At 65.2% G+C, this 13,387-nt stretch carries 13 protein-coding genes and 1 riboswitch; of the genes, 9 read left to right on the plus strand and 4 right to left on the minus strand.

Features of this window, described 5'->3' with window-relative positions; genetic code table 11:
* The first annotated feature begins 157 nt into the window (after positions 1–157).
* The 5 genes from ffh (at position 158) to trmD (ending at position 3,905) form a co-directional block, all read left to right on the plus strand.
* Positions 158–1,720 carry a signal recognition particle protein gene (ffh, locus tag NXT3_RS18875; protein ID WP_104839855.1) on the plus strand — a complete coding sequence of 521 codons (1,563 nt, stop codon included), beginning with the start codon at positions 158–160 and terminating at the stop codon, positions 1,718–1,720.
* Positions 1,721–1,732: 12 nt separating this feature from the next.
* Positions 1,733–2,068: a chorismate mutase gene (locus NXT3_RS18880; RefSeq protein ID WP_037418097.1), complete on the plus strand. Its 336-nt coding sequence runs from the start codon at positions 1,733–1,735 to the stop codon at positions 2,066–2,068.
* Between the two features lie 37 nt (positions 2,069–2,105).
* A complete protein-coding gene (rpsP, locus tag NXT3_RS18885) occupies positions 2,106–2,480 on the plus strand; it encodes a 30S ribosomal protein S16 (protein WP_104839856.1) in 375 nt (124 codons plus the stop codon).
* 134 nt (positions 2,481–2,614) lie between these two features.
* The gene (gene rimM, locus NXT3_RS18890; protein ID WP_097526214.1) at positions 2,615–3,178 is read left to right on the plus strand and encodes a ribosome maturation factor RimM; all 564 of its coding nucleotides are present in this window, start codon (positions 2,615–2,617) and stop codon (positions 3,176–3,178) included.
* 10 nt (positions 3,179–3,188) lie between these two features.
* Positions 3,189–3,905: a tRNA (guanosine(37)-N1)-methyltransferase TrmD gene (trmD, locus tag NXT3_RS18895; RefSeq protein ID WP_104839857.1), complete on the plus strand. Its 717-nt coding sequence runs from the start codon at positions 3,189–3,191 to the stop codon at positions 3,903–3,905.
* Here the strand turns inward: trmD and NXT3_RS18900 are convergent.
* From NXT3_RS18900 to NXT3_RS18915, 4 genes are all read right to left on the minus strand, one after another.
* Positions 3,887–4,633: a sulfite exporter TauE/SafE family protein gene (locus NXT3_RS18900; RefSeq protein WP_097526094.1), complete on the minus strand. Its 747-nt coding sequence runs from the start codon at positions 4,631–4,633 to the stop codon at positions 3,887–3,889. The two genes, trmD and NXT3_RS18900, sit on opposite strands and share 19 nt — an antisense overlap.
* Before the next feature lie 81 nt (positions 4,634–4,714).
* On the minus strand, positions 4,715–6,541 hold the full coding sequence (locus NXT3_RS18905) for an ABC-F family ATP-binding cassette domain-containing protein (protein ID WP_104839858.1): 1,827 nt from the start codon (positions 6,539–6,541) through the stop codon (positions 4,715–4,717).
* A 4-nt stretch (positions 6,542–6,545) separates the two neighbouring features.
* Positions 6,546–7,196 carry a thiamine diphosphokinase gene (locus NXT3_RS18910; RefSeq protein ID WP_037418112.1) on the minus strand — a complete coding sequence of 217 codons (651 nt, stop codon included), beginning with the start codon at positions 7,194–7,196 and terminating at the stop codon, positions 6,546–6,548.
* A gap of 84 nt (positions 7,197–7,280) precedes the next feature.
* The gene (locus NXT3_RS18915) at positions 7,281–7,760 is read right to left on the minus strand and encodes a GNAT family N-acetyltransferase (protein WP_037418210.1); all 480 of its coding nucleotides are present in this window, start codon (positions 7,758–7,760) and stop codon (positions 7,281–7,283) included.
* 155 nt (positions 7,761–7,915) lie between these two features.
* Positions 7,916–8,031: riboswitch (TPP riboswitch) on the plus strand.
* A 48-nt stretch (positions 8,032–8,079) separates the two neighbouring features.
* Here NXT3_RS18915 and thiB point away from each other — a divergent pair.
* The 4 genes from thiB (at position 8,080) to NXT3_RS18935 (ending at position 13,274) form a co-directional block, all read left to right on the plus strand.
* A complete protein-coding gene (thiB, locus tag NXT3_RS18920; protein ID WP_104839859.1) occupies positions 8,080–9,108 on the plus strand; it encodes a thiamine ABC transporter substrate binding subunit in 1,029 nt (342 codons plus the stop codon).
* A 31-nt stretch (positions 9,109–9,139) separates the two neighbouring features.
* Entirely contained in the window at positions 9,140–10,738 is a 1,599-nt protein-coding gene (thiP, locus tag NXT3_RS18925) for a thiamine/thiamine pyrophosphate ABC transporter permease ThiP (RefSeq protein WP_234828124.1), read from the plus strand.
* Entirely contained in the window at positions 10,735–11,457 is a 723-nt protein-coding gene (locus NXT3_RS18930; RefSeq protein WP_104839861.1) for a thiamine ABC transporter ATP-binding protein, read from the plus strand. The genes thiP and NXT3_RS18930 overlap by 4 nt, the downstream gene beginning before the upstream one ends.
* Before the next feature lie 305 nt (positions 11,458–11,762).
* Positions 11,763–13,274, plus strand: coding sequence for a M48 family metalloprotease (locus NXT3_RS18935; RefSeq protein WP_037418120.1), 1,512 nt, complete (start codon positions 11,763–11,765; stop codon positions 13,272–13,274).
* Positions 13,275–13,387: the final 113 nt, after the last annotated feature.

Here is a 13,387-nt window from a genome sequence, read left to right on the forward strand (position 1 = left end):
ACCGGGCCCCGCAAAGGTATAAAGAGAGCCCGGAGGTCAACACCCGACAGCGCGTTGCGCCCTCGGGTGGTTTTTGGCTTTGCGCCTTGTTTTCCGCGCGAGGGTACCCAAGTTTTCGGCGAGCCTGAAGCGAACCGGAAACCAGAAGGAAGAGAGAATGTTCGAGAGCCTCCAGGACCGTCTTGGTTCCATATTGAATGGACTGACCGGCCGCGGCGCCCTGTCGGAAGCGGACGTTTCCGCGGCGCTTCGGGAGGTTCGCCGTGCGCTACTCGAAGCCGACGTCGCGCTCGATGTCGTGCGGTCCTTCACCGAGAAGGTTCGCGAGAAGGCGGTCGGCGCCGAAATCCTGAAATCGATCAAGCCCGGCCAGATGGTCGTCAAGATCGTCCATGACGAGCTTGTTGCCATGCTCGGCTCCGAGGGCGTGACGATCGACCTCAATGCGCCGGCCCCGGTCGTCGTCATGATGGTCGGCCTGCAGGGCTCCGGCAAGACGACGACCACCGGCAAGATCGCCAAGCGGCTGACGGCGCGCGACAAGAAGAAGGTCCTGATGGCCTCGCTCGACACCCGTCGTCCGGCCGCCCAGGAGCAGTTGCGCCAGCTCGGCGTGCAGACCGGCGTCGACACGCTGCCGATCATCGCCGGCCAGTCGCCGACCGATATCGCCGCCCGCGCCGTTCAGGCGGCGAAGCTCGGCGGCCACGACATCGTCATCCTCGACACCGCCGGCCGCACCCATATCGACGAGCCGCTGATGATCGAGATGGCGGAGATCAAGCGGAAGTCCAATCCGCATGAGATCCTGCTCGTCGCCGATGCGCTGACCGGCCAGGACGCCGTCAACCTCGCCCGCAACTTCGACGATCGCGTTGGCATCACCGGCCTGGTGCTGACCCGCATGGACGGCGACGGCCGCGGCGGTGCGGCGCTGTCGATGCGTGCGGTCACCGGCAAGCCGATCAAGCTGATCGGCGTCGGCGAGAAGATGGACGAGCTCGAGGAGTTTCACCCGCGCCGCGTTGCCGACCGCATCCTCGGCATGGGCGACATCGTCTCGCTGGTCGAAAAGGCGGCGGAAAACATCGACGCCGAAAAGGCGGCCGCCATGGCCGCCAAGATGGCCAAGGGCAAATTCGACCTCAACGACCTCGCCGACCAGCTGCGCCAGATGCAGAAGATGGGCGGCATGGGCGGCATCATGGGATTGATGCCCGGCATGGCCGGCATGAAGGACAAGATGGCCGCTGCCGGCCTCGACGACAGCCTCTTCAAGCGTCAGCTCGCCATCATCTCCTCGATGACCAAGGCCGAGCGCGCCAATCCGGATCTGCTCAAGCATTCGCGCAAGAAGCGCATCGCCAGCGGCTCGGGAACCGACGCCGCCGACATCAACAAGCTTCTGAAGATGCACCGCCAGATGGCGGACATGATGAAGATGATGGGCGGCAAGGGCAAAGGCGGCATGATGAAGCAGATGATGGGCGGCCTTGCCAACAAGATGGGCCTTGGCGGCTTGGGCGGCGGCATGCCGGATCTTTCGAAGATGGATCCGAAACAGCTGGAAGCACTGCAGAAGCAGGCGGAGGCCGCCGGCCTCGGCAAGTCGGGTGCCGGAATGCCGAGCCTCGGTGGCGGTTTGCCGGGCCTGGGTGGCGGCAAGCTGCCCGGTCTCGGCGGATTCCCCGGCCTTCCCGGTTTACCTAAGAAGAAGTGAGGATCGCGACGAATGCTTGATCCCGAGATCAAAGAGGAATTGGCGGGCTACCGGCAATCGATCGACAATATCGATGCCGCACTCGTCCACATGCTGGCCGAACGGTTCCGCTGCACCAAGGCGGTCGGCGTTCTCAAAGCCAAGCACAAGCTGCCGCCGGCCGATCCGGCGCGCGAAGAATACCAGATTGAACGCCTTCGCCACTTGGCCAAGGATGCCAATCTGGACCCGGATTTCGCCGAGAAGTTCCTGAACTTCATCATCAAGGAAGTCATCCGGCATCATGAAGCCATCGCCGCCGATCGCTCGCAGCCCGCGGGCAGCGCCGGCACCACCCGTTCCGCTTGAACGAAGCGGTCAAGAAAGCCTGCAAGGAGTAACTGAAATGGCACTGAAAATTCGTCTCGCCCGCGGCGGTTCCAAGAAGCGCCCCTATTATCAGATCGTCGTTGCCGATGCGCGCAGCCCGCGTGACGGCCGCTTCCTCGAAAAGATCGGCTCCTGGAACCCGATGCTCGGCAAGGACGACGAAAAGCGCGTCGAGCTGAACGCCGAGCGCGTCAGCCACTGGATCGCCCAGGGCGCCCAGCCGACCGACCGCGTCCTGCGCTTCCTCGACCAGGCAGGCCTTGCCAAGCGCCCGGCCCGCAACAACCCGACCAAGGCACTGCCGGGCAAGAAGGCACAGGAGCGTGCCGCCGAAGCCAAGCAGAAGGCCGAGGATGCCGCCGCTGCCGCTGCGGAAGCAGCCGCGGAATAATAACCGTCAGGACGGTGTTAGCAGACGGGCGGCATTTTCATGCCGCCCGTTTTGCTTTATGTCCACGTTCGAACAATTGGAGCGGGCAAAGAATTGGAGCGGTGGCAAGAACCCCTCCTGCCTGGATGCCGAAAATGACCAAGCTCGAGAACCCTGTCCTGATGGCGACGATCGGCGCGGCGCAAGGCCTGCGCGGCGAAGTGCGGGTAAAGTCCTTTACGGAAGATCCGACGGCGCTCGGCGACTACGGCAATCTGCACAGCGAGGACGGCCGCGTCTTCGAGGTGCTGGAAATCCGTGAAGCGAAGAACGTGGTCATCGTCCGCTTCCGCGGCATCAACGACCGAACCGCGGCGGAAGCGTTGAACGGCCTCGAACTCTTCATCGAACGCGACAACCTCCCCGACGACGACCTCGACGAGGATGAGTTTTTCTATGCCGATCTCGAAGGCCTGGAAGCGATCGACGGCACTGGCAAGAGCTACGGCTCGGTGACCGGCGTCTTCGACTTCGGCGCCGGGGACCTGCTGGAGCTCAAGGGACCCGGCCGCCGGCCGGTGCTGATCCCGTTCACCGAATGGTCGGTGCTGGAGATCGATCTCGAGGCCGGCAAGCTGCTGGTCGATCCGGTCGCCGCCGGGCTCGTCGATGACAAGGACGAGAGCCTCGACAAGCAATTCCCGACGAAGCGCAAGTGAGCCGCCGGCGATGTCCTTTCGCGCCACGGTCCTGACGCTGTATCCGGAGATGTTTCCGGGGCATCTCGGCGTGTCGCTCGCCGGCAAGGCGCTGGAGCGCGGCCAATGGTCGATCGAGGCGGTGCAGATCCGCGATTTCGCCGAGAACAAGCACCGCACCGTCGACGACACGCCGGCCGGGGGCGGCGCCGGCATGGTGTTGAAGCCGGATGTTCTTGCCCGCGCCATCGACCACGTCGCGGCGGATGACGACCGGCCGCGCCTGCTGATGAGCCCGCGCGGCCGACCGTTGACGCAGGCACGCGTTCGCGAGCTTGCCGCCGGTCCCGGCGCCGTCATCGTCTGCGGCCGCTTCGAGGGCGTCGACCAGCGGGTCATCGACACGCGCCATCTCGAAGAAGTGTCGATCGGCGACTATATCCTGTCCGGCGGCGAGCCGGCGGCGCTGGTGCTGCTCGATGCGGTCGTGCGCGTCCTGCCCGGGGTGATGGGCAATGAACTCTCCGGCGTGCACGAAAGCTTCGAGGGCGGGCTGCTCGAGCACCCGCAATATACCCGGCCGCAGGTCTTCGAAGGCCACGAGATTCCGGCGGTGCTGACATCAGGAAATCACGGCGCCGTCGCCAAATGGCGCGCGGCCGAGGCGCGGCGGCTGACGGCGGAACGCCGCCCCGATCTGCTGGCGCGTGCCTTCGAGAGTGATCCGCCTCAGCCCGTGAAGAAATAATAAGCGGCGAGCAGCAGGCCGACGGCGACGACGATGGCGCGGATGACCGCCTGCGGAACGCGCCGGGCGGCCCAGACGCCGGAATAGCCGCCGAGGGCGGCACCCGGCACCATGATCACCGCATGGAGCCAGGAAACGACGCCGCCTGCGGCGAACACCAGGATGGCGATCAGCGCAATGACGATCGAGATGAAATTCTTCAGCGCATTCAGCCGGTGATAGCTGCCGCCGGTCGCAAGCCCGAGCACTGCAAGCATCATGATGCCCATGCCGGCCCCGAAGAAGCCGCCATAGACGGATGTCGCCATCTGGCTCGCCACACCGAACGGCCCGATCCGGTGCTCGTCGCTGCGGGCCTTCGGCTTCAGGAGAGGGCCCGCCGCAAAGATCGCCGTCGCGGCGATCAGCAGCCAGGGCACCATCGCGCGGAACGACGGGTTGGAGAGCGACAGCAGGAGAAGCGCGCCCGCGAGCCCCCCGACCGCCGATATCACCCCGAGGAGGACGGCATTCCTGCGGTCGGCGCGGATCTCCTTGGCATAGGCGAGCGCCGAGGTGACGTAGCCCGGAAACTGCACGATCGAGGAGGTGGCATTGGCGACGATCGGCGGCAGGCCGCTAAGCGTCATCGCGCCGAAGGTCAGAAACGTGCCGCCGCCGGCAATCGCATTGACGGCACCGGACAGGAAGCCCGCAACAAAAAGCAACAGCGCCTGGAATATCGTCATGGCCGTCCTCGTAAAGCCCGCGACCCGGGATAGCGGCTGGAACAATCGGCCGCAAGTCCGCTCACGGATCGCGGTCTGACCTCAGCCCTCTAGTTCCTCACGCAGCATTTCGAGCTGCAGCCATTCCTCCTCCATGCGCGCCAGCTTCTCCTTCAGCTTTTCGAGCTCGGCGGCGAGCTTGGCGAAGCCTTCCGGATCGCGGGAAAAGAGCGCCGGATCGTGCATCTTCTCTTCGCGTTTGGCGATTTCGGCCTCGGTGCTGGCGATCTCCTTCGGCAGGTTCTCCAGCGCGAATTTCTGCTTGTAGGAGAGCTTGCCCTTGGCCTTCTGCGGTTCGACCGCTTCGGCTGCCGTTTCGCTCGGCTTGGTCTTCTCGGCCTTTTCGGCCCGGCGCCGCTCCTCGATCGCGCCACGGCGCTGCGCCATCATGTCGGAATAGCCGCCGGCATATTCGATCCAGCGGCCGTCCGGCGCCTCCGGATTGGCCGGCGCTATGGTCGAGGTCACGGTGCGGTCGAGGAAATCGCGGTCGTGGCTGACGAGGATCACCGTTCCGGCGAAGCCGGCGACGATTTCCTGCAGCAGGTCGAGCGTCTCGATGTCGAGATCGTTGGTCGGCTCGTCGAGGATCAGCAGGTTGGTGGCGCTCGCCAGGATGCGGGCGAGGATCAGCCGCGCCCTCTCGCCGCCGGAAAGTTCGCTGATCGGCGTGCGCGCCTGTTCCGGCTGGAAGAGGAATTCCTTCATGTAGCCGGTGACGTGGCGCTGCTCGCCGTTGACGAGAAGCGTCTCGCCGCGTCCGTCGGTCAGGTAGTGCGCCAGCGTCTCGTCGAAGTTCAGATCCTCGCGCTTCTGGTCGAGCGTCGCCATCTCCAGATTGGTCCCGAGCTTTACCCTGCCGGAATCCGGCTCGATCTGTCCGGTCAGGAGCTTCAGCAGCGTCGTCTTGCCGGCGCCGTTCGGGCCGACCAGGCCGATGCGGTCGCCGCGATGGACGCGGATCGAAAAGGGCGCGACGATCGTGCGCTCGCTATAGGCCTTGGTGATCTTGTCCGCCTCGATGACCAGCTTGCCGGATTCCCTGGCATCGGCGACGGTCGCCTGGATCGTCCCCTGCGGCCCCTTTTGGCCGCGGTGGCGCGCCCGCATGTCCTGCAGCTCGCCGAGGCGGCGCATGTTGCGCTTGCGCCGCGCCGTGACGCCGTAGCGCAGCCAGTGCTCCTCGCGCTCGATCGCCTTGCCGAGCTTGTGCTGTTCGAGCTCCTCCGCCTCCAGTACCTCGTCGCGCCAGGCTTCGAAATGGGCGAAGCCGCGGTCGAGCCGGCGCGACTGGCCGCGATCGAGCCAGACGGTGGCGGTCGAGACTTTTTCGAGAAAGCGCCGGTCGTGCGAGATCAAGACGAGTGCCGAGCGGCTGCGGCTGAGCTCGTCTTCGAGCCACTCGATCGTCGGCAGGTCGAGATGGTTGGTCGGCTCGTCGAGAAGCAGGATGTCGGGCTCCGGCGCGAGCACACGGGCAAGCGCGGCGCGCCGCGCCTCGCCGCCGGAGAGGCGCTTCGGGTCTTCCTCGCCGGTCAGCCCCAGATGCTGCAACAGGTAAGTGACGCGGTAGTGATCGTCGCCGGGTCCCAGCCCCGCCTCCGCATAGGCCTGCACCGTATCGAAGCCGTCGAAATCCGGCGCCTGGTGCAGATAGCGGATTGTCACCGACGGGTGCCGGAAAACCTCTCCGGACTGCGCCTCGGCGAGGCCCGCGGCGATTTTCATCAGCGTCGACTTGCCGGATCCGTTTCGGCCGACGAGGCAGATGCGGTCGCCGGGCTCGACCTGCAGATTGGCGCCGGCGAGAAGCGGCGTGCCGCCGAAGGTCAGGAAGATGTCGTCAAGCTTGAGGATGGGGGGCGCCAAGGCGTCAGGCTCCGGAAAGATCGTAGGGGCGGGCGAGGACCACGGCCCGGCCGGATTTCAGGAAGAAGCGGACCGGACCTTCCGCGACGTTGGAAATGGTCCGGGACGATCCGAAGGAAAGCGCGAAGCCGTCGAGCGGATAGCGGACGTTTTCGATCGACAGTCCGGAAAGCTCGGTGAATCCGAGGACCGAAAACAGGCTGCCCTTCGGCAGGTCGATCTCACGGGTGCCCGGCATCAGCGGATAGGCCTCCTCCTCGCCCGAGGTCATGAACGCATCGTGGCCCTCTTCCGCAAGCGCCGCGAGTTGCAAGAGATGCAGGAAGGCATGGTCGCTGCGGGTGCCGCCGAGCGCGCCGGCGAAGATCAGCGTGGTCGCACCGCGCGCAAGCGCGGCCTCGACCGCGATCTCGCCATCGGTGGCGTTCTTGGCGGCGGGATAGTTTTCCCGCGGGACTTGGGCGAATGCCGCCAGCAGCGTTTCGTCGGTCGAATCGAAATCGCCGACCCAGAGATCCGGGACGATGCCGAGGGTCTTCGCGTGGCGCATGCCGCCGTCCGCCGCGATGAACCGGCTGCCGGAAAGCTGCGCCGTCAGCCGCTCCGTCAAGCTGAGCGCGCCGCCGAGAAGAATGGTGAAGGTCGATCGGGTCATGGCAGAAGCCCATAGCGCAAAGCGGCAGCGAAGGAAAAGGGTAGAACGCCTCTTCGGGCCGTTTGGCCAACAGGACTGCTTGGATCAACTTCCGCTTTCCTCTGGCAACAGCATGTCGGCATAGAGGCCGGGCGTCGAATCGGGAATCTCCACCGCGCCGACGGCGCGCGCGTAAAATTCGGCCGGGCCGACGCCGCCGATGATCGCATAGGCATAGCCGGCGGCGCGCATGGCGGAGAGGCTCTCGAAGAGCAAAGCCTCGCCGATGCCGCGGCCGCGCAATGTTTTGTCGACGCCCGTCGGACCGAAGAAGCCGAGCGCCGTCACGTCATGGCAGGCAAAGCCGGCAAGCTCGCCCTTGCAGAGCGCGAGATGGATCCGCGTCGGCGTCGAGGAGAAGGCCGCTTCCGCCTCGCCCGCCCAAAGGGTGCCGAAGCGCTCCTCGATCCAGGAGACGACGATCCTGCGCTCGGGCGCCAGGGCGCGCCGAATGGCAACGTCGGGGCCGAGCCGGGACGCGCGATCCTCGGGCAAAGCATAGAGGCGAACGAGCATATCCGGCATGAAATGGCCTCGCTTGGCGAACAAAACGCCGCCGCCGTTGTTTGAATTTCAAAGCCTTGCAGGCTTCGGGCCTCTTAATAGCGCAGGCAGCGCCAAGGGCCAATGCTCCGGCCGAAACTCCGCTTGCCTTGGCTGCCGCCCGAAGCTAAATCTTGGTTGCTCTAACGGGGTGCCTGGAACCGCTCGCGGATTCAATGGCTGAGAGGCTTCGAGCCAACCCGCGGAACCTGATCCGGCTCGTACCGGCGGAGGGATTAGAAGCGATCGGACCGATACGCGCTTTTCCCGTGCAACATCAACAACAGGGAGAAGTGCCCAGATGTCCAGTTCACTCCATCGCAAGATCCTTGGCCGGCTGGCTATCGCCACCGTGGCCATCGCGGCATTTTCCGCGAGCGCCGCAGCTGCCGAAAAGACGCTGACTATCTACACCTATGAGAGCTTCATCACCGAATGGGGTCCTGGCGCCAAGGTCGCCGAAACCTTCGGCAAGACCTGCGACTGCAAGGTGAATTATGTCGGCGTTGCCGACGGCGTCGAGCTCCTGACGCGGTTGAAGCTGGAAGGCGAGGGTTCGAAGGCCGACATCGTTCTCGGCCTCGATACCAACCTCGTCGCCGAGGCCAAGGCCACCGGCTATTTCGCCCCGCACGGCCTCGACACAAAAGGCCTCAAGGTTCCCGGCGATTTTTCCGACGATACCTTCGTGCCCTATGACTTCGGCCACTTCGCCGTGGTCTACGACACCGAGACCCTGAAGAGCCCGCCGAAGAGCCTCAAGGAGCTGGTCGAGGGCGATCCTGCGCAAAAGATCGTCATCGAAGACCCGCGCACCTCGACGCCCGGCCTCGGCCTGCTGCTCTGGGTGAAATCGGTCTATGGCGACAAGGCCGGCGAGGCTTGGGCCAAGCTCAAGGATCGCGTGCTGACGGTGACCCCCGGCTGGTCGGAAGCCTATGGCCTGTTCACCAAGGGCGAGGCACCGATGGTGCTTTCCTACACCACCTCCCCCGCCTATCACATGGTGGCGGAAAACACGGATCGCTATCAGGCAGCAGCCTTCGCCGAGGGTCACTACATCCAGATCGAAGTGGCCGGCGCGACGAAGAACGCCAAGGAGCCGGAACTCGCCCGCCAGTTCCTGGCCTTCATGACCGGTCCGGAATTCCAGTCGATCATTCCGACCACCAACTGGATGATGCCGGTCGGCACCACCAAGGAGCCGCTGCCGGAAGCCTTTGGCAAACTCGTCAATCCCGAAAAGACCTTGCTGCTGCCCTCGGAGGAGGTCGCGGCCAACCGCAAGGCCTGGATCGACGAATGGCTGGCGGCGATGAGCGAGAACTGAGGCCGGCTTGTTCGACAGCACCGAGAGCAGGATGACGATCGCCGCCGCGGCTTTCTGCCTCGGCGGCATCCTGCTTTTTGTCGGCATGGCGGGAATGGCCCTCATCACGCAGACGGGCGAGAGCAACGCCGACGGCCTGTTCGACGCCTATATCTGGCGCGTCACGCGCTTCACGCTGCTGCAGGCGGGCCTCTCGACGGCCCTGTCGATCCTCTTCGCCATTCCCGTGGCACGCGCATTGGCGCGGCAGGCGTCCTTCCCCTGCCGGATCTGGATGCTGCGGCTGATGGCCCTGCCGCTCGGCCTGCCGGCGCTCGTCGCGGCGCTCGGCCTGATCGAGGTCTGGGGCCGGCAGGGCATTCTGAACCACGTTCTCTCGGCAATGGGCCAGCAGCCGATCAGCGTCTATGGCCTGTTCGGCATCCTGCTTGCCCATGTCTTCTTCAACATGCCGCTTGCCGCCCGGCTGATGCTTGCCGGACTCGAGCGCATTCCCGGCGAATATTGGCGCAGCTCCGCCAATCTCGGCATGGGGTCGTTAGCGATCTTCCGCTTCATCGAATGGCCGGCGATCCGGGGATTGCTGCCGGGCATTGCCGGCCTCGTCTTCATGCTCTGCGCCACCAGCTTCACGCTGGTGCTGACGCTCGGCGGCGGCCCGGCCCAGAGCACGATCGAGGTGGCGATCTACCAGGCGCTGCGCTTCGATTTCGACCCGCCCCGGGCGATCGCCCTTTCCGGCCTTCAGGTCGCGCTGACGGGCGCGCTGCTGATCGCCCTAAGATTTCTCGCTCCGCCCCCCGAAGAAGGCCAGACGAGCGGGCGGGCAGCCCGGCGGTTCGACGGCCTGAGTGGCCTTTCGCGCGTTGCCGACGGCATCTGGCTGGCGCTCGCCCTCGTCTTCGTCGGCTTGCCCTTCATCGCCATCGCAGCGTCGGGATTGCAGGCCGATCTCGCCCGCCTCGTCAGCGAGCCGGCATTCCGTCGGGCGCTAATCACCAGCGCCGCCATCGCCCTTCCCTCCGCCGCCATTTCGGTCGCGATGGCCGGTCTGATGACCCGGGCGCAACGGCTGCTCCTCGGAAGGCGCCGCCGCGGTATGCCCGCCCGTCTGTTTGCCGGCACGATCGGTGCCAGCACTTCCTTCATCCTGCTCGCGCCGCCCGTCGTGCTCGGCGCCGGCTGGTTCCTCCTCCTGCGCCCCTTCGGCGATGTTGCGCGTTTCGCTCCCTTCGTCGTGATCGCGATCAATGCGCTGATGGCGCTTCCCTTCGTACACCGGGTCCTGGCCCCGGCCATGGCGACCCATGCCGCGCGAACGGAGCGCCTTGCCGCCAGCCTCGGCATCCGCGGCTTCCATCGCCTGCGATGGATCGATTGGCCGGCGCTACGCAAGCCGCTCCTGATGGCGCTCTCCTTCGGGCTCGCGCTGTCGCTCGGCGATCTCGGCGCCGTTGCCCTCTTCGGTTCGCAGGATCTCGCGACCCTACCTTGGCTGCTCTATAGCCGGATGGGCAGCTACCGTACCGCCGACGCCGCCGGCATTGCCTTGATGCTGGGGCTCATCTGCCTCGCTCTGACCGTGCTCGGCACGGCGGGAGAGAAGGCGGCGGAAGGACGAGCCGCATGAGTTCGCTTGCCTTGTCCCTCAATGACGTGAGGGTCCGCTTTGAAACGGCAGCCCTGGCCTTCGACTGCGCGGTTCCGGCCGGGCAGTTCGCCGCCGTCGTCGGCCCCTCCGGCTCCGGAAAATCGACGCTTTTCAGTGTCATCGCCGGCTTCGAAACACCGGAATCTGGCAATGTACGGATCCTCGGCGACGACATGGCCGGCCGCATTCCGGCAGAACGGCCCGTGTCCGTCATCTTCCAGGATAACAATCTCTTCGCCCATCTCGACGTCGCGACCAATGTCGGCCTTGGAATCAGCCCCTCGCTGAGGCTCGGCCCGCCCGATCACGACAGGATCGAGGATGCGCTGGCGCGGGTCGGGCTCGCCGGCTTCGGCAGAAGGCTGCCGCCGACGCTTTCCGGCGGCGAGCGGCAGCGGGTGGCGCTCGCCCGCGCGCTGGTGCGGCATCGGCCGCTGCTGCTGCTCGATGAACCCTTCGCCGCGCTCGACCCGGGAATGCGCGCCGAGATGCGCGAACTTCTGAGCGACCTTCACCGCGAGGAAGCCAACACCATCCTGATGATCACGCATCATCCCGATGACGTGAAGAGCCTCGCCGACAGCGTGCTTTTCCTCGACGACGGGCGTATCGTCGCTCACGATCCCCTCAATCGGTTTCTTGCAAGGCGGGACCTGGCAGCGGTCAACCGGTTTCTTGGCAATGACGAGATCCGGTGAAGGAATGAGCCATTGGTCGGGGCACTACGGCAGTATCTTTGGACAATGCGCGTTTCGCCACAATTTGACCGCCCCGCTATGCGACGCGCGGAACGTCCGGTCGGATGCGCAGGTTACTCGCGCATCCGTTGCTGTGATACCACGGGGCAACTATTTCTACTGGGATCAGCTAGGCAGGCGCCGGTTAAATCGATACAGCAGAGTTATGGCTGAGAAACCCGGCGCCGGCGGCGTTATGCGGCTGAAAAAGTAGGATTTTTCGTCGAGGGCGAGAGGCGCCATCGGCGGATGGAACGGGCTGAGGAATGGCAAGGCAGACAGTCACAAGAGACTGGTTTCCGACGCGGCATGCCGGCATGGTTTTGCGCGCCTTGGTTGCGCTGTCTTCATTCAGCCTTCTTTCCGCCTGCCAGTCGATCATCGAGCAGACTTACGAGCCCGCCGTCTCGCCCTCCTCCAATCCGCAGATTGTCGAGGAGGTGCAGAAGAACGATCCGCGCGCCCAGCTCGGCGCGCGCGAGCATCCGCGCATCGTCGCGAGCTACGGCGGCGAGTACAAGGACGCCAAGACCGAACGGCTCGTCGCCCGCATCACCGGCGCGCTGACGGCGGTTTCGGAAAACCCGCAGCAGTCCTACCGCATCACCATCCTCAATTCCCCGGCAATCAACGCCTTTGCGCTGCCGGGCGGCTATCTCTACGTCACGCGCGGCTTGCTGGCGCTTGCCGACGACGCCTCGGAAGTCGCCGCCGTGCTTTCGCACGAAATGGCGCACGTCACCGCCAATCACGGCATCCAGCGCCAGCAGCGCGAAGAGGCGGAGGTGATCGCCAGCCGCGTCGTCTCCGAAGTGCTGTCCTCCAATCTTGCCGGCAAGCAGGCGCTCGCCCGCGGCAAGCTGCGGCTTGCGGCTTTCTCGCGCAACCAGGAACTGCAGGCCGACGTGATCGGTGTTAGGATGCTCGGCGAAGCCGGCTACGATCCCTACGCCGCCGCGCGCTTCCTCGATTCGATGGCTGCCTATAGCCGCTTCACCGCGGTCGATCCCGAAGCGGACCAGAGCCTCGACTTCCTGTCGAGCCACCCGAACGCGCCGCAGCGCGTCGAACTGGCGCGCCGGCATGCGCGCGCCTTCGGCCCAGAAGGAACGAGCGGCGACCGCGGCCGGGATTACTATCTCGCCGGCATTGACGGGCTGCTCTATGGCGACAGCCCGGAGGAAGGCTATGTCCGCGGCCAGACCTTCCTGCACGGCCAGCTCGGCATACGCTTCGACGTGCCCCAGGGTTTCCAGATCGACAACAAGGCCGAAGCCGTGCTGGCGACGGGTCCGGGCGAGGTCGCCATCCGCTTCGACGGCATTTCCGACAACGCCCGCCGCAACTTGACCGACTACATTGCCAGCGGCTGGGTGACCGGCCTGCAGCCCGACACCATTCGTCCCGTTTCCGTCAGCGGCCTTGAGGCTGCGACGGCGCGTGCCTCCGCCGATCGCTGGGATTTCGACGTCACCGTCATCCGGCTCGGCGACCGCATCTATCGCTTCCTGACCGCGGTTCCGAAGGGATCGACCGCGCTTGAAGCGACCGCGAGCCAGTTGCGCAGCTCCTTCCGCCGCATGTCTACGGCCGAAGTCCAATCCCTGAAGCCGCTGCGCATCAGGGTGGTGACGGTGCGGCCGGGCGACACGAGCGCCACATTGGCGGCGCGGATGATGGGAACGGACAGGAAGCTCGACCTTTTCCGGCTCATCAACGCCATGCAGGTCACATCCACCGTAAAGCCGGGCGACAAGGTGAAGATCATCGCCGAATAGGTGATGGCCGCCGCTCTCTCCTCATTCTTCGGCAACGCACCCTCAAAGTGTAACAACTTTGAATTGCCGCCTTCTTCCTTAATTCGGCTACGATTCAAGGAATCATGCAGTAA

Origin of the sequence: Sinorhizobium fredii (assembly GCF_002944405.1) — a bacterium.
In the GTDB taxonomy this organism is placed as follows: Bacteria; Pseudomonadota; Alphaproteobacteria; order Rhizobiales; family Rhizobiaceae; genus Sinorhizobium; species Sinorhizobium fredii_C.

What these genes read in the sequence shown, in the direction of transcription:
- NXT3_RS18910 (WP_037418112.1), bottom strand. Translation starts at nt 7,196, where the DNA reads ATGACCCGATCGACCTTCACCATTCTTCTCGGCGGCGCGCTCAGCTTG.
- NXT3_RS18930 (WP_104839861.1), top strand. Translation starts at nt 10,735, where the DNA reads ATGAGTTCGCTTGCCTTGTCCCTCAATGACGTGAGGGTCCGCTTTGAA.
- rpsP (WP_104839856.1), top strand. Translation starts at nt 2,106, where the DNA reads ATGGCACTGAAAATTCGTCTCGCCCGCGGCGGTTCCAAGAAGCGCCCC.
- rimM (WP_097526214.1), top strand. Translation starts at nt 2,615, where the DNA reads ATGACCAAGCTCGAGAACCCTGTCCTGATGGCGACGATCGGCGCGGCG.
- thiP (WP_234828124.1), top strand. Translation starts at nt 9,140, where the DNA reads ATGACGATCGCCGCCGCGGCTTTCTGCCTCGGCGGCATCCTGCTTTTT.
- thiB (WP_104839859.1), top strand. Translation starts at nt 8,080, where the DNA reads ATGTCCAGTTCACTCCATCGCAAGATCCTTGGCCGGCTGGCTATCGCC.
- NXT3_RS18935 (WP_037418120.1), top strand. Translation starts at nt 11,763, where the DNA reads ATGGCAAGGCAGACAGTCACAAGAGACTGGTTTCCGACGCGGCATGCC.
- trmD (WP_104839857.1), top strand. Translation starts at nt 3,189, where the DNA reads ATGTCCTTTCGCGCCACGGTCCTGACGCTGTATCCGGAGATGTTTCCG.
- NXT3_RS18900 (WP_097526094.1), bottom strand. Translation starts at nt 4,633, where the DNA reads ATGACGATATTCCAGGCGCTGTTGCTTTTTGTTGCGGGCTTCCTGTCC.
- NXT3_RS18880 (WP_037418097.1), top strand. Translation starts at nt 1,733, where the DNA reads ATGCTTGATCCCGAGATCAAAGAGGAATTGGCGGGCTACCGGCAATCG.
- NXT3_RS18915 (WP_037418210.1), bottom strand. Translation starts at nt 7,760, where the DNA reads ATGCCGGATATGCTCGTTCGCCTCTATGCTTTGCCCGAGGATCGCGCG.
- ffh (WP_104839855.1), top strand. Translation starts at nt 158, where the DNA reads ATGTTCGAGAGCCTCCAGGACCGTCTTGGTTCCATATTGAATGGACTG.